Raw genomic sequence first — 13,841 nt, forward strand, 5'->3', positions numbered from 1 at the left:
TGGGGAAGCCCACCAGGGGCACGCCGAGGCCGGCGGCCTGCTCGGCGGCGGTGCCGCTGGTGGAGAGGGCCAGGCGGGCGCCCTCGAGCGCCCGGTGGAAGGCGCCGGTCGCCAGGTGGGCCGTGGTGCCGTCGGGGTGGGTGAGGCGCAGCACGACGCCCTGAGGCTTTCCTGTAGCCTCCCGGGACCAGCCGGGCAGGTGCAGGGCCCCCAGGTCCAGGCCCGCCCAGGCCACCACGGGGGTCAGGCCGGTTTCGCGCAGGCGGCGGCAGGCCTCGAGCATCAGCGGCAGGCTGAAGTAGGCGTCGGGGCGGGAGCCGGGCAGCAGCAGCAGGTAGGGGGGAGGGGACCCTAGGGCGGCTTCGCCGCTCACGGCGTCGAGCATGGGGTTGCCCAGGTACTCGGCCCGCGGGACGCCGTGCCGCCGGAGCCAGGTGGCCCCCTCGGGCTCGCGGGGGTAGACCCGCGCGGCCCCCCGCATGAGGAGGCGCTCGAGGCCCACGTAGCCCTGGTCCACCCGCCGGCCTTGGCCTTGCCAGGCCCGCAGCGAGACCCGCGACTGCACGAGGAAGGTGGGGCGGCGGGTGAGGAGGCGGGCCACGGCCAGGGCGTAGACGTCGCCCACGGCCAGGGCGGCGTCGGAGGCGGCGCCGGCGCGGCGGGCGGCCTGCCAGTGCCCCAGGCTCATCCCCAGCCAGCCAGCCCGCAGGTCGCGCAGGAAGGCGGCGGGGTCGTCGAGCACGAAGCCGCCCGAGGGCATCACCTTGCGCGGCCCGTGCACCCGCAAGCCGGCCTCTTCGTAGGCCACCCCCCGGCCCACCAGCGGCAGGGCCTCGAGGCTGTGCCCCAGCGCCCGCAGCTCCCGCCCCACGGCGCAGGCGATGCCGTCCTCGCCGTGCCCGTTGGAGATGAGCAGGATGCGCGCCATAGAGCGTTAAAAGTCTAGCAGCCGTTCTCGTCATCCCCTAATCCACGGGCGCGCCGGTTTTAGTAAGCTAACGCCAATCTATGCAATTGTTCCGGCTGATACTGATCGGGCTAATTGCCTCCGCCCCGGCGGCGCTGGCCGCGAAGACGCCGTGGAGCTCGGGGGAGAAATTGGTCTACCGCTTCAGTTGGGTAGGGGTGGAAGCGGGCGAGCTGCAGGTCGTGGCGCAGGCCCAGGGCGCGGGCTGGCGCTTCCAGGGCAAGCTGATCCCCAAGGGGCTGGGGGTGCTGCTGGGCTACGGCTTCGAGGTGGAGAGCGTGGTCAACGAGCAGCTCCACACCCTGCGCTTCGTCAAGACCCTCGTCGAGCCCTTCAAGGGGACCACCCGCCTGCTGGCCGAGCGCTCGGCCAGCCAGGAGCCGCTGGTGGCGACCGTCATCGAGCCCAACGGCCAGCAGCGCAGCTACAAGGCCGACGTGCGCGAGGTGCTCGACGACCTCTCGGTGCTCTACTTCCTGCGGGTCAACCCCGACGTCAAGAGCGTGCAGATGGTTGACTTCAACTCCGTCATCCAGGGAAAGCCCGAGGTGCTGAACAAGAGCAAGGAGGGGCTGCTGGGCTACCGCATCACGCAGAACGGGGCGACCGTCGAGGTCTGGCTGCGCGACGACGCCCGCCGCACGCCGGTGATGCTGGCCTTCGGCAGGGACTGGGGCCGCCTCGAGGCGCGGCTGATAGAATGACGCCGATAGCTGATCGCCCGTAGCTCGTCGCTGCAACCCGCCTTCACGCGCTGGCAGCGAGGCGCTAGAGGCTCACAGCGCTCCTGGAGGCTTGTTTTGAAAGGCAACATCACCGTAACCGAAGGGGCCCTGGCCGCCATCCTGGGGCTGGCGGCCCACGAGGTGCCGGGCGTGGTGGGCATGAGCCCCGCCGGCATCCGCGACTCCATCAGCCGCATCCTGGGCAAGGCCGAGGCCAGCGAGGGGGTGGTGGTCAAGCCCGACCCCGCCACCCCCGGCAAGTACGTCGCCGACCTGTACGTGGTCGTCGCGTTCGGCTCGCGCATCCCCACCGTGGTGGACAACATCGGCGAGCGCGTGCAGTGGGCGGCCAAGAGCCTGGCCGGGGCCGACCTCTCGGCCGTGCGCGTGCACGTGGTGGGGGTGAGCCGTGGCTGAGGCCCTGACCCCCGACGCCGTAGCCAAGGCCTTCCGCTACGCCACCGACTGGTTCGCCGTCTACGTCGAGGAGACCAACGCCCTCAACGTCTACCCCGTCCCCGACGGCGACACCGGCACCAACATGCACCTCACGCTGCAGTCGGTGCGGCGCGAGCTCGACCTCGCCGACACCTCGCGCATGGGCGAGGTGGCCCGCGCCATCAGCTACGGCTCGCTGCTGGGCGCGCGCGGCAACTCCGGCGTGATCACCTCGCAGATCCTCAAGGGCTTCTCCGAGGCCATCAAGAACGAGAGCCGCCTGACGCCGGCGGTGCTGGCGCGGGCCCTCGAGCAGGGCCAGCAGACCGGCTACAAGGCGGTGATGAAGCCGGTGGAGGGCACCATCCTTACCGTCATCCGCGGCCTGGCCGACGGGGCGAGGTCGGCGGCGGGCAAGGCGGTGAGCGTCGAGGAGGTGCTCGAGGCCGCTTTGGCCGCCGGGCGCCGGGCGCTGGAAGGCACCCCCGACCTGCTGCCCGTGCTCAAGCAGGCCGGCGTGGTGGACGCGGGCGGCGCGGGTCTGATCCGCCTGGTCGAGGGCCTGCAGGGCTACGTGCTGGGCCTGCCCCTCCCCGAGCCCCCCAAGATCGAGAAGTACGCCCAGACCGCCTTCGAGGAGGAGGAGTTCGGCTACTGCACCGAGTTTTTGATGGAGGGCGTGGCCGAGCCGGTGGAGACGATCCGCGAGGCGGTCTCGCCCTACGGCGACTCGCTTCTGGTGGTGGGGGCCGAGGGCTACGTCAAGGGCCACATCCACACCAACGACCCCGACGGCCTGCTGGCGATGGTGGCCCGCTACGGCAAGATGGTGCGCACCAAGGTCGAGGACATGTCGCAGCAGCACACCGAGATCCTGGGCATGGCCGGGGCCGCCGACGAGGCCCCGCCGCCCACGGGGCTCGTGGTGGTGGCCGCGGGCTGGGGGCTGGTCAAGGCCTTTCGCGGCTTCGGGGCGCGGGTGGTGGCCGGGGGCCAGACCGCCAACCCCAGCGTGCAGGACATCCTCGACGCCATCAAGAGCCTGCCCAACCCCAACGTGATCGTGCTGCCCAACAACTCCAACGTGATCATGAGCGCCAACCAGGCCGCCGAGCTCGCCAAGGGCGCGGGCAAGCACGTGGTGGTGGTGCCCACCCGCACCCTGGGCGCGGGGCTGGCCGCCTCGGTGGTCTACCAGCCCGACGCCGAGCCCGCCGAACTGGCGCCCGAGATGGAGGAGGCCGCCGCCCGCGCGGTGACGCTCGAGGTCACCCGCGCCAGCCGCGACGTGAGCTTGGAGGGCCTCGAGGTCAAGGAAGGTAAGCCCATCGGCCTGAAGAACGACAAGCTGGTGCTGGTGGCCGAGACCCCCGAGGAGGCTCTGGTCAACCTGCTGCGCCTGACCGTGGCCGACGGCGAGTACGAGATCATGACCCTCTTCCACGGGGCTACCGTCGAGAAGGAGACCCTCGAGGGCCTGGTCGCCACGATCAACGCCCAGTTCGAAGACCTCAGCGTGGAGGTGCTGCCGGGCGGCCCCGACCTCTACGACTACCTGGCGGCGCTCGAGTAGCGCGCCCCTTGAGGCTCGGTCTTCTCACGATTCCCTGGGCTAGCCTGGGCCATGCCCCGCAGCCGGCTATCCGGTCTTCTGGGCGGCGTGATGCTCGGCCTGGCCCAGATCTTCACGCCCGTCCGCACGGTGCGCCCCACCCCGCCCGAGCAGGGCTTCACGCTGCCGCCCGACCTCAACACGTGCAGCCTGGAGGACCTGCTCGAGCTCGGCCTCGAGCCCGAATTGGCCGGGCGCATCCTGGCCCACCGCCCCTCCCTGAGCCTACGGCACCTGGCGTCCCAATTCCCCGAGGTCGAAGCCCGGGTGTGGGAGGGGCTCGAGGGGCGCGTAAGGTTTTGAGCGGGAAATAAAAAAGCAGCGCCTTTCGCGCTGATAGATTCAGCGTACCACGGTATGCGCTATGCGTCAAAGCTATGCACTGGACGGCGAAACCGTGAGCTTCCCCCCTTGGCCCGGGCCCGCCGCCGGGTTTAGGCTGGTACGGTGGAGCTTAATCAACTGGCGGCTTATCGGGCAGAAACATACAGACCGGAGGGGGTGAAGAGCCTGGTGGGGGCGGTGCGCTTCGTGAACGAGCGCGGCTTCGTGTTCTTCTGGCCCATCCAGGGGGTCGAGCTGCCCAGCCTGTGGGTGGCGGTGGCGGGGGACCGCCCGGTGGCCTCCTCGCACCGCGACTCGGGGCACAAGACCTGGGGCTGGAAGGACCGCACGCTGGGGCAAAAGCGCTGGTACTACGCCAAGGTACTGCGGCGCAAGGCCACCATGATCTCCCTCGAGGCCGCCCCCTACTTCTACGCCCTCTCGGAGAACTACGGCGAGCCCGAGAGCGACTACCTCGAGCAGTTCCGGGCCGGGCGGCTCTCGCCCGCGGCCAAGCGCGTCTACGAGGTGCTGCTGGGGGAGGGCGCGACGCACACCCAGAAGCTGCGGCGCAAGGCCGGGCTCGAGCCCTACGCCTTCGGCAAGGCCCTCGACGAGCTCCAGGCCGACTTCAAGGTGCTCCCCGTGGGGGTGGCCGAGGCCGGGCGCTGGAAGTACGCCTTCGTCTACGAGTGCGTGCACCGCCACCACCCGGAGCTGCTCGAGCAGGCCCGCCCCATCGGCAGCCTCGAGGCCCGCGAGCGCCTGCTCACCCTCTACTTCCGCTCGGTGGGGGCCGCGCTGCTGAGCGACGTGCACAAGCTCTTCGGCTGGGAGCCGGACGACACCCTCGAGGCCCTCGCCAGCCTGCGGCATAAAGGCGTGCTGGTGGGCCGGGAAGACCCTAAGCCCACCAGCGCGTTCGTCCTGTCGGAGCTGGCGGTGCTGGACTAGAGCGCTCTTCACGATTACTGAGCCATTCACAACTCGATTGCATTGTCCTGCACAGCACCGTTGCCTCCCGGATGGGAGGCAACGTCTGTGAAGAGTGCGATAAACTGCCTGCGCGGGCAGCCGGACCACCGGCCGCCCGGGTAGGGGGAGGGGGTGGCTAGCTCGCGCCCCGCCGCTCGCGCCACTCCCGCTGGAGGATGGCGTAGTGGTACTCGCTGCTCCAGCGGCCCTTGAGCCACAGGCTCTCGACGGATTGCCCCTCCAGCCGCATGCCGAGCTGGACCATCAGGTGCCAGGCGGCGTGGTTCTCCACGTCGGCACTGGCCCGCACCCGGTGCAGCCCCAGGTCCTCGAAGAGGTACTCCAGCAGGCGCTCCAGGGCCTCGCGGGCGTAGCCCTTGCCCTGGTGCTGCGCGGCCAGCGTGACGCCGATCTCGGCCTGCCGGCCGTCCTCGAGCCAGTAGAAGGCGCACTCGCCCAGGGTCTCGCCGGTGTCCTTGGACTCGATGGCCGCCTGGAACCACTGCCCCGGCGCGGGCCGGGCCTGGGCGGCCCACTCGAGGAAGGCCACCGCTTTCTCGCGGGGGTAGGGCGCGTCCCAGCTCTGGTGGCGGGCGACTCGGGGGTCCGAGCGGTAGGCCAGGAAGGGCTCGAGGTCGCGCGCTTCGAACTGGCGCAGGATCAGCCGGGGGGACTCGAGGCGGAAGGGCATCAGTGGGACCTCCAGTGCGGGCTCGCCGCCTGCCGGTAGGCTAACACGCCCCGGCTACTGCGGGCGGCGGGTGCTGAGGTAGTGGTGCCAGGCCAGCCGCGCCGCCACCGCCCGCCAGGGGCGCCAGGGCTCGGCCAGGGCCTCGAGCTCGGCCGGGGAGGGCCGGCGCTCCAGGCCCTTGAGCTCCTGCACGGCGATCTGCAGACCCAAATCGCCTGCCGGCCAGGCGTCGGGGCGGCGCAGCGCCATCAGCAGGTAGACGTCGCTGGTCCAGGCCCCGACCCCCTTGAGCGCGGTGAGGCGGCGCCGGACCTCGAGGTCGTCGAGCTCGGCCAGCCCGTCGAGGTCGAAGCCGTCCAGGACGGCTTGGGCCAGGTGGCGCACGTACAGCGTCTTCTGGCGGCTGAAGCCGATGGCCCGCAGCGTGGCGTCGTCGAGGGAGAGGAGGTGCGCGGGGGTGACGGGAATGGTCGCCTTGAGCCGCTCGAAGGCGGCGCGGGCCGAGGCCAGCGAGACCTGCTGCTCGAGGATGACGTGCACCAGCGTGGCGAAGCCCGGCTCCCGCGCCCACAGCGGGGGCGGGCCGAAGCGCTCGAGCACCCCCGCCAGCGCCGCGTCGCGTTCGCGCAGGTACTCCAGGCCCTCCTGCAGGGCGTGCTCGTCAATCAAGGGGGATCTCACCGCGGACGATTTTGCCCAGCGTCTCGACGAGAAAGGTGTGCTCGCGCTCGAGCACCCGCCGCGCCAGCGTCTCGGGCGTGTCGCCGGGGAGCACCGGCACGCGGGCTTGGGCCAGGGTGGCCCCGTGGTCGTACTCCTCGTCCACGAGGTGGATGGTCACGCCCGTCTCGCGCTCGCCCGCCGTGATCACCGCCTGGTGCACGTTCATCCCGTACATCCCCTGCCCGCCGAACTTCGGCAGCAGGGCCGGGTGGATGTTGACGATGCGGTTGCGGTAGGCCGCCAGGGTGCGCGGCCCCAGCTTCTTCATGTACCCCGCCAGCACCACCAGTTGGGCCTCGTGCCGCCGCAGGGCCTCGAGGATGGCCTCGTCCAGCCCCTCGCCGTGGGTGTGGCTCGAGAGGTGATACGCGGGGATGCCCGCCTGCCGGGCCCGCTCGAGCGCCCCCGAAGCGCTGTTGTTGGAGATCACCACCCGCGGCGTGGCCGCGAGCTCCCCGCGCCGGCAGGCGTCGATCACCGCTTGCAGGTTGCTGCCTCGTCCCGAGGCCAGAAAGCCGAGGTTCACGGGGGTATCGTAAAGGGTCGATGGCCGCCAGCCAAGGGGCGCCGAGCGTCGAGGGCCAAAGCGTCTCGCGTCTTGCGTACGACGTAATACCGGCTTCACAAAGCTACTCTTCAAATCCGTCAGAGGTACATCTTTGTGAAGCCCAGGGCACTCCCTTCGGCCGGGGTGGGTAGCCTCCCATCGGGAGACTATCCACCCAAACCGGGTATAAGACGTACGACACCTTCAGCTACCGGCCACCCGCCACGGACACCCCAGCCGCCTCGACGAACGCGCGGAAGATGCCCCACTGCTCGGGCAGGAGCTCGGGGTGCCACTGCACGCCCAGGTAGAAGGGGTGGCCCTCGAGCGCCACCGCCTCCACCACGCCGTCGGGCGCGACGGCGACGCTCCGCAGGCCGGGGGCCAGGTCCTTGAGGGCCTGGTGGTGGTAGGAGTTGACGCGGAAGCGCTGGGGGAAGAGGCTTTGCAGCGGGCTGGGGGCGGTCTGCTCCACGCTGTGCCCCAGCACCCCGGACTCCGACTTCTGGTAGTGCTGCACGGCCTTGAAGCCCTGGGCGGGGAGGTCCTGGTAGAGGCTGCCGCCCAGCGCCACGTTGACCACCTGGATGCCACGGCAGATGCCCAGCAGCGGGACGCCGTGCTCGGCCGCGTGGCGGGCCAGGGCGAGCTCGAGGGCGTCGCGCTCGAGCGAGACCTCGCCCATCTCGGGGATGGGCTCCTCGCCGAAGTGGGCCGGGTCCACGTCCACCCCGCCGGGCAGCAGGATGCCGTCGAGCCTGCGGGCGATCTCGGGCAGGCGGGGTTGGGCCTGCGGCGGGATGACCGCCACGGCGGCCCCCTGGGCCTCGAGGGCTTTGACGTAGGGCTCGAGCAGGCCCCAGATCTTGGTGCGGATGAGTTCGCCGGTGGTGCGGTACTGGGCAGCGACGCCGATGAGCATGGCCGTATTCTCGCACGCGCCGTGCCCGGCGGCACACCGCTCTCAGGAGGCTCGGGTAATCTAGGGCCGATGAGCGGCTTGAACCCCCACTTCAAAGCGGCCCTGCAGTCGGCCCTGGAGCGCTACGAAACCCCCTTCTACGCCTACGACCTCGCCTCGATCCAGGCCCGGGTGGGCGCCCTGCGGGCCGCGTTCCCCAAGGCCGAGGTCTTCTTCGCCATGAAGGCCAACCCTCGCCTGGGCATCCTGCGGCGCCTGCTGGGGTGGGGGGTGTTCCTCGAGGCGGTGAGCGTGGGCGAGGTGCGGCGGGCTTACGCGGCGGGCTTCAAGCGCACCGAGGTGCTGCTCAACGGCCCGGTCAAGACCCCGGCGGCGCTGGCCGAGCTCAAGGAGCTGGGGGTGCCCCTGCTGGGCCTCGACTCCCTCGCCGACGCCGAGCGCGTGGCCCGCCACCTCCCCGGCAGCCACGTCCTGCTGCGGGTCAACCCCGACCTGCCGGTCGTCACCCACGACCACCTGGCGACCGGGCGCGGCGAGAGCAAGTTCGGCGTCCTGCCCCAGGACGTGGGGCAAGCCCTCGAGATCGCCCGCGCCGGGGGCCTCGACGTGCTGGGCCTGCACGTGCACCTGGGCTCGGCGCTCGAGCACCCCGAGGACTTCCGCGCCGGCTACGCGGTGATGGAGCGCCTCTACCAGGAGTACGGCCCCTTCGAGGTGCTCAACCTCGGCGGGGGCTTCGGCCTCGGTCTCGACCTCGCCGCCCTGGCCCCCGAGGCCCTGGGGCTGGCCGAGCGGCTGGGGGTGGAGCTGTGGCTCGAGCCCGGCCGCTACCTCGTCGCCGAGGCCGGGGTGCTCGTCACCCGCACCTGGGGCACCAAGCAGACCCGCCGCAACTTCCTGCTCGTCGATGCCGGGATGAGCCACCTGCTGCGCCCCATGCTCTACGGCGCCGAGCACCCCGTGGAACCGCTCTACGCCGGCGGCGCCCCGCAAACCTTCGACCTCGCCGGCCCCGCCTGCGAGAGCGGCGACATCCTCGCCCGCGGCCTCACCCTCCCCACCCCCCAGGAGGGCGACGCCCTGGCGATCCTGCAAGCCGGGGCCTACGGCAGCAGCATGAGCAGCAACTACCTCGACACCCCACGCCCGCTCGAGCTGCTGTGGACCGGGGAAGAGTGGGAAGTGCTGCGCCAGCGCCAGAGCTGGGAGAGCCTGTTGCTGGAGGAACAGTCGGAAGGGTAGCTAGAGCGGAAGGCCCGTGGCTAGTAGTTAGTGGCCTGTGGTTCACCCCTCCCCGTCCCTCCCCGCCCACGGGGCAGGGAATATCCTCCTATCGCACTCTTCACAGACGTTGCCTCCCATCCGGGAGGCAACGGTGCTGTGCAGGACAATGCAATCAAGTTGTGAATGGCTCAGTAATGGTGAAGAGCGCTCTAGCCCCCCTTGCTAAGGGGGGAACAAGGCGTCCTGCGTACGACGTGGGACGTAGGACGTGCGTTTGGCGTCTTGCGTTTTGCGTTCGGCGCACGACGCAGGACGTACGACCCTTACTGCAAATTCGGCGGAAAAATCCGCTGAACGGCCGGGTTCTTGATGACCCAGTTGAACAAGGGCTGGGCGAAGCCGCTGCCCTCGATGCTCTGGGCGATGAGGTCGGGGATGCGGTCGGAGGGGTACTGCAGCGAGCCGGTGGAGGCCTTGTACTGGGCAGGGAACGAGACCCAGATGCTCACCGCCAGGAACAGGCCCCACAGCGCCCCGCCCGCGCCGCCGATGACGCCCTCGGCGGTGTTGGAGAGACGCGGAAGGGGGACGAGCTGCGCGAGGGTCGCGGCGCCGCCGCCCAGGATCACGGCGAGGACGGTGCCCAGCCAGGGGTTTTCTTGCAGGGGGAGGAACTGCACCAGCACCGCGTACAGCACCAGCGCGGGCACCACGGCGATAGCGAACGGCGCACCTTTCCGCACCCCGTAGGCCAGCGACAGGGCGATCACGAAGAAGACCGCCACATCCAGCAGGGAGACCTCGACCCTCATTACCCCAGCAGTATACCCAGCCGGGGCCGGTCCTCAGGCCGGATTTGGACAGCCGTCTAAGGTTCTCCAGGGTGGCTTTGTCAAAAGTCACCCCGACCGAAGGGAGAATGATGGCTCCGGCGTGGGTTTGTCAGGGGGCAGTTTAACAAACCCACGCCGGAGCTACCTAAAGCCGGGCCTCGAGCCAGCCCCCCTCCCGGATGGCCCGCAGCGTGGGCTGCACGACCTCGAGGTGCTCCTCGCGCACGACGGCCTGCACCTCCATGAAGGTTTCCCAATACAACCGCAAGGCCGCGATACCCCGCCGCTCGAAGGCCCCGGCCTTCCACCCCACCGCCAGCTTGTGGGCGCGGCTCCAGGGCGACTCGCGCCCGAGGGCGCGGTAGAGCAGCTCGAAGTAGCGGTTCTCGCTCTCGATGAACAGCCGCCGGTGCACCGCCATCAACCGCGCGGCGCCCAGCCCCAGCCCCAGCGTGGCGTAGACCACCTTGGAGGGGTCCTGGCGCTCGAGCCCCCCCAGCACCTTGTGCACCTCCTCCGCGCCGGTGAGCACCTCGTAGCTCACGAAGGCGTCGGCCTCGGGCTCCAGCCCCTCCCAGGTGAAGGCCTCGGCCTCGGCCTTTAGCCGGGCCAGCTCGCCGTGCGGGTCGTACAAAACGCGCATCTGGCGCAGGCCCGGCACCGCCCAGACGGCGTCTTCGGGCCGGGAGAGCTCGGCGCGCTGGGCCTGCAGGGTGAGCTTCTTGAGGCTGATCAGGCGGCCCGAGCGGTGGCGCAGGGTATAGCGCTCGGGCCGCTCCTCGGGCGCCCGTGGCACGAAGACGTTGAGGTCTAAGTCGCTGTAGCGCTGCCCCTGGCCCCGGGCGAAGCTGCCCAGCAGCCCCACCCCCACCGCCTCGGGCGGGACGAACTCCTCGAGCAGCTCGGCGAGCAGGGTTTCGGGCAAGGGATGGTCCATGACCTCCATCCTAGGGGGCGACGCCCGGAACCGCCCGCGTGACCGGCGCGTTACCAGGGCGCGGCTACCTTTGGCGTGTCGGGGTGAGGAGGGGTGGAGATGAAGAAGCAGACCTGGCAAGCCAGCGGGGAAGAGCAGGAGCGGGCCCCCTACGAAGGGTTCACGCACTATTTGCCCCACGTCATGGAAGGGCCCATGCCCTCGATCTGGCCCCCGCGGCAGACGAAGCCGCACGTGGAGAAGGCGCCGGAGCCCGCCCTCGAGCTGCTCGAGCCCGAGCTGGTGGACGCCTGAGCCCGGAACCGGGGCGGTTCTGGTTCGTTCCGGCTCGGGGGCGGCGTGCCTCGAGCCGGCGATGCCTCCTGTGCCGGTGAACCGTCGAGAGGCGGGAATGGTTCGAGCGGGCCCTGATTACCAGTGGCAGTGCCGGGAGCAGGGCGAAACCACCCCGGCCCGCTACGCCGCACTCACCGTAGGCAAACGCGGGTTCAAGCGTTTGCGGTTTTGGTGACCTACTGCGGGCAGTTGGGTGTTGCAGCCTTTCGGCGAGTCTTGGCGGTTTCAACCCTTAGGTTGGGCCGGCATTAAACCAACCCAGGTCGTAGAAGGCGGCCCGAGCGTGGATTGCTCGGATGGCGCTTATGGCGTGCTCTCCCCAGTGGACCTCGAAATTAAACCGCCACTCCCATAGGGCTGCTCCGCTCTCGCCACGCTCCCACTGCCGCAGGCCTGCGAGCAGATCCCGGTAGATGTCAGAAATGTCATCGACCAGCGACCCGCCAACCGTCTCGGCGTTTGAGGTTTCATAGGGGTCGAACACTTCAAGGTAATGGTCGATCTCGCCCAGGTGTTCGGTCAGACGCGCGGCGACCCGGCCCGTCTGCTGGTACAGCTCCTGTCCGGTACGGTCTTCCGCCTCCGTGTACGGCACCTCCGCGTCGGCGGCCCCAGGTTTGAACAGCACGTCCGTATGCGGGAGCTCCAGGGCGCCGAGGTAGAGCCCGGAGAGCAGATGGTGTAGCCGTTGGGCGAACCCCCTCGCGGGGAGGGTCTCCTCCTCAACGAAGCGGCAGAACTCGCTCGCGAGCTCTGCAAACGCCGACAGCGCGGGGTGGCTAATGTAGGGGTTGTCGAAATCCCTCATCTCCGGATCGCGTAGCCCGCTTCTTCGACGGCCCTGATCACGCTCTGCATGTAGCCGTCGGTCTCGCCGTCGGTGAGGGTGCGCTCCGGGTGGCGGAAGCTGAGGTGGAAGGCCATGCTCTTCTGGCCGGGCTCGAGCGGGCTGCCGCGGTACACGTCGAAGATCTGCAGGCTCTCGAGGCGCTCGCCGGCGCTGGCGCGCAGGATGCGCTCGACCTCGCCGTAGGGCACGGCCTCGGGCACCACCACCGCCAGGTCGCGCAGCGAGGCGGGGTACTTGGCTACGTCCTTGAAGCGGGTCTGGGAGGCGGGGAGGGGGAGCTCGAGCTCGACCAGGTACGTCGTGGGCAGCTCGGCCTGCGCGGCGACGGCGGGGTGCAACTGCCCGATGGAGCCCACCTTCCGCCCGTTCCAGTACACCGCGCCCGAGACGCCCGGGTGCAGGTGGGCGAAGCCCTCCTTCTCGACGCGCAGCGTGGCCCCCAGGTGCGCGGCGGCGCTCTCCAACAGCCCCTTGAGCGCGTAGAAGCCGCCCGCGAGCCCCGGCTGCCACAGGCCCGGCACCGCCTCGCCCGAGAGCAGCATCCCCAGCCGGGTGGTCTCGGACTCGTTGAACACGTTGCCGACCTCGAAGAGCAGGAAGGGGCCCTCCTCGCCCTGGGCCAGGTTGGTCTTGAGGTTGTGCAGCAGCCCGGGGTAGACGGCGGTGCGCAGGTGGGTGCGGTCGGAGGCCTGGGGGTTGGCGAAGGCCACGGTGGGGGCGGGGGCGCGGTAAAGGCTGAGCTCCTCCGGGCTGGTCCAGGAGTAGTTGACCACCTCCTGGAAGCCCAGCCCCACCAGCGCGCGCTTGAGCCGCTGCTTGGCCTCGAAGGGCTCGTCCACGCCCAGGTTGTCGGGGGCGGGGAAGAAGGAGGGGAGGGTGACGGGGATCTTGTCGTAGCCGATGATGCGGGCCACCTCCTCCACCAAATCCTCCTCGATCTCCATGTCCATGCGGTGGGTGGGCGCGGTCACCCGGTAGGGCTCGGCCTGGCCCTCGACCCGGAAGCCCAGGCGCTCGAGGGCCTCGAGCTGCTCGGCCTCCGCGAAGCCGGCCCCGATGAGCCGGTTGGCGTAGCTGGGGCGGAAGGCGATGGGCTCGCGCGGGCGGGTGTGGTTGAGGTCGATGCGGCCCTCGGCCACCTCGGCGCCCTCGCCCTGCCACTGCTGCACCAGCTCCATGAAGCGCAGCGCGGCCCGCACCTGCCCGTCGGGGTCCACGCCGCGCTCGAAGCGGTAGCTGGCCTCGGTCTTGAGGCCCTGGCGCTTGGCGGTGCCCCGGACGGAGACCGGGTCGAAGTGGGCGACCTCGAGCGCGACCTCGGCGGTGTCCTCGCGGACTTCACCGTGCGAACCGCCCATCACGCCCGCGATGCCCTCGGGGGTGTCGTGCCCGCCGTGCTCGACCGTGATGAGCAGGTCGCGCTCGTCGAACTCGCGCTCCACCCCGTCGAGCGTGACCAGCCTCTCGCCCTTGCGGGCGCGGCGCACCCGGATGCCCTCCCCGATGAAGCGGGCGTCGTAGGCGTGGATGGGGTTGCCCAGCTCGAGCATGGCGTAGTTGCTCGCGTCCACGATGCGGCTGATGGGCCGCATCCCGGCGGCGTAGAGGCGGCGCTGCACGGCCAGCGGCGAGGGCCCGTTGCGCAGGTTGCGGGCGTAGGAGAGGGTGAATCGGTCGCAGCCTTTGGGGTCGTCGATCCAGACCTGGAAGGGGAGGGGGATGGGGGCGGTCTTGGGC

Annotated in this window: 16 protein-coding genes; 7 read left to right on the forward strand and 9 right to left on the reverse strand. The window is 70.3% G+C overall.

The window, feature by feature from the left end:
• On the reverse strand, positions 1-928 hold a 928-nt coding region (locus Mterra_RS12690; RefSeq protein WP_119315518.1), incomplete at its 3' end, for a glycosyltransferase family protein.
• A gap of 80 nt (positions 929-1,008) precedes the next feature.
• Here Mterra_RS12690 and Mterra_RS12695 point away from each other — a divergent pair.
• From Mterra_RS12695 to Mterra_RS12715, 5 genes are all read left to right on the forward strand, one after another.
• Positions 1,009-1,671, forward strand: a complete 663-nt coding sequence (locus Mterra_RS12695) for a DUF3108 domain-containing protein (RefSeq protein ID WP_119315519.1) — start codon at positions 1,009-1,011, stop codon at positions 1,669-1,671.
• Between the two features lie 96 nt (positions 1,672-1,767).
• On the forward strand, positions 1,768-2,109 hold the full coding sequence (locus Mterra_RS12700; RefSeq protein ID WP_119315520.1) for an Asp23/Gls24 family envelope stress response protein: 342 nt from the start codon (positions 1,768-1,770) through the stop codon (positions 2,107-2,109).
• Positions 2,102-3,703, forward strand: coding sequence for a DAK2 domain-containing protein (locus Mterra_RS12705; protein WP_119315521.1), 1,602 nt, complete (start codon positions 2,102-2,104; stop codon positions 3,701-3,703). The genes Mterra_RS12700 and Mterra_RS12705 overlap by 8 nt, the downstream gene beginning before the upstream one ends.
• A gap of 51 nt (positions 3,704-3,754) precedes the next feature.
• Positions 3,755-4,045: a hypothetical protein gene (locus Mterra_RS12710; protein WP_147372757.1), complete on the forward strand. Its 291-nt coding sequence runs from the start codon at positions 3,755-3,757 to the stop codon at positions 4,043-4,045.
• A 198-nt stretch (positions 4,046-4,243) separates the two neighbouring features.
• The gene (locus Mterra_RS12715; protein ID WP_119315523.1) at positions 4,244-5,020 is read left to right on the forward strand and encodes an AlkZ-related protein; all 777 of its coding nucleotides are present in this window, start codon (positions 4,244-4,246) and stop codon (positions 5,018-5,020) included.
• A 157-nt stretch (positions 5,021-5,177) separates the two neighbouring features.
• Here the strand turns inward: Mterra_RS12715 and Mterra_RS12720 are convergent, their stop codons facing one another.
• The 4 genes from Mterra_RS12720 to Mterra_RS12735 form a co-directional block, all read right to left on the reverse strand.
• Positions 5,178-5,732 carry a GNAT family N-acetyltransferase gene (locus Mterra_RS12720; protein ID WP_119315524.1) on the reverse strand — a complete coding sequence of 185 codons (555 nt, stop codon included), beginning with the start codon at positions 5,730-5,732 and terminating at the stop codon, positions 5,178-5,180.
• A gap of 54 nt (positions 5,733-5,786) precedes the next feature.
• On the reverse strand, positions 5,787-6,413 hold the full coding sequence (locus tag Mterra_RS12725; RefSeq protein WP_119315525.1) for a DNA-3-methyladenine glycosylase family protein: 627 nt from the start codon (positions 6,411-6,413) through the stop codon (positions 5,787-5,789).
• Positions 6,394-6,981, reverse strand: a complete 588-nt coding sequence (purN, locus tag Mterra_RS12730) for a phosphoribosylglycinamide formyltransferase (protein ID WP_119315526.1) — start codon at positions 6,979-6,981, stop codon at positions 6,394-6,396. The genes Mterra_RS12725 and purN overlap by 20 nt, the downstream gene beginning before the upstream one ends.
• 229 nt (positions 6,982-7,210) lie before the next feature.
• On the reverse strand, positions 7,211-7,924 hold the full coding sequence (locus Mterra_RS12735) for a gamma-glutamyl-gamma-aminobutyrate hydrolase family protein (RefSeq protein WP_119315527.1): 714 nt from the start codon (positions 7,922-7,924) through the stop codon (positions 7,211-7,213).
• 69 nt (positions 7,925-7,993) lie between these two features.
• Here Mterra_RS12735 and lysA point away from each other — a divergent pair, with 69 nt between their 5' ends.
• The gene (gene lysA, locus Mterra_RS12740) at positions 7,994-9,166 is read left to right on the forward strand and encodes a diaminopimelate decarboxylase (protein WP_119315528.1); all 1,173 of its coding nucleotides are present in this window, start codon (positions 7,994-7,996) and stop codon (positions 9,164-9,166) included.
• A gap of 305 nt (positions 9,167-9,471) precedes the next feature.
• Here the strand turns inward: lysA and Mterra_RS12745 are convergent, their stop codons facing one another.
• Complete coding sequence (locus Mterra_RS12745) at positions 9,472-9,960, reverse strand: hypothetical protein (RefSeq protein ID WP_119315529.1); 489 nt, start codon at positions 9,958-9,960, stop codon at positions 9,472-9,474.
• Between the two features lie 166 nt (positions 9,961-10,126).
• Positions 10,127-10,918, reverse strand: coding sequence for a nucleotidyltransferase domain-containing protein (locus Mterra_RS12750; protein WP_170159657.1), 792 nt, complete (start codon positions 10,916-10,918; stop codon positions 10,127-10,129).
• A gap of 99 nt (positions 10,919-11,017) precedes the next feature.
• On the opposite strand from Mterra_RS12750, the gene Mterra_RS12755 reads away from it, so the two are divergent.
• Complete coding sequence (locus Mterra_RS12755) at positions 11,018-11,212, forward strand: hypothetical protein (RefSeq protein WP_119315531.1); 195 nt, start codon at positions 11,018-11,020, stop codon at positions 11,210-11,212.
• Positions 11,213-11,486: 274 nt separating this feature from the next.
• Here Mterra_RS12755 and Mterra_RS12760 read toward each other — a convergent pair whose 3' ends face one another.
• Both Mterra_RS12760 and pheT read right to left on the reverse strand, forming a co-directional pair.
• Entirely contained in the window at positions 11,487-12,062 is a 576-nt protein-coding gene (locus tag Mterra_RS12760) for a DUF5063 domain-containing protein (RefSeq protein WP_119315532.1), read from the reverse strand.
• On the reverse strand, positions 12,059-13,841 hold a 1,783-nt coding region (gene pheT / locus Mterra_RS12765; protein ID WP_119315533.1), incomplete at its 5' end, for a phenylalanine--tRNA ligase subunit beta. The genes Mterra_RS12760 and pheT, both read right to left, overlap by 4 nt.

Origin of the sequence: Calidithermus terrae (assembly GCF_003574345.1) — a bacterium.
Lineage (GTDB): Bacteria > Deinococcota > Deinococci > Deinococcales > Thermaceae > Calidithermus > Calidithermus chliarophilus.

Bases quoted from the DNA above. Each gene is read 5' to 3' on its own strand.
- Mterra_RS12695 (WP_119315519.1), top strand. From the start codon at position 1,009: ATGCAATTGTTCCGGCTGATACTGATCGGGCTAATTGCCTCCGCCCCG.
- Mterra_RS12710 (WP_147372757.1), top strand. From the start codon at position 3,755: ATGCCCCGCAGCCGGCTATCCGGTCTTCTGGGCGGCGTGATGCTCGGC.
- Mterra_RS12720 (WP_119315524.1), bottom strand. From the start codon at position 5,732: ATGCCCTTCCGCCTCGAGTCCCCCCGGCTGATCCTGCGCCAGTTCGAA.
- Mterra_RS12735 (WP_119315527.1), bottom strand. From the start codon at position 7,924: ATGCTCATCGGCGTCGCTGCCCAGTACCGCACCACCGGCGAACTCATC.
- lysA (WP_119315528.1), top strand. From the start codon at position 7,994: ATGAGCGGCTTGAACCCCCACTTCAAAGCGGCCCTGCAGTCGGCCCTG.
- Mterra_RS12745 (WP_119315529.1), bottom strand. From the start codon at position 9,960: ATGAGGGTCGAGGTCTCCCTGCTGGATGTGGCGGTCTTCTTCGTGATC.
- Mterra_RS12750 (WP_170159657.1), bottom strand. From the start codon at position 10,918: ATGGACCATCCCTTGCCCGAAACCCTGCTCGCCGAGCTGCTCGAGGAG.
- Mterra_RS12755 (WP_119315531.1), top strand. From the start codon at position 11,018: ATGAAGAAGCAGACCTGGCAAGCCAGCGGGGAAGAGCAGGAGCGGGCC.
- Mterra_RS12760 (WP_119315532.1), bottom strand. From the start codon at position 12,062: ATGAGGGATTTCGACAACCCCTACATTAGCCACCCCGCGCTGTCGGCG.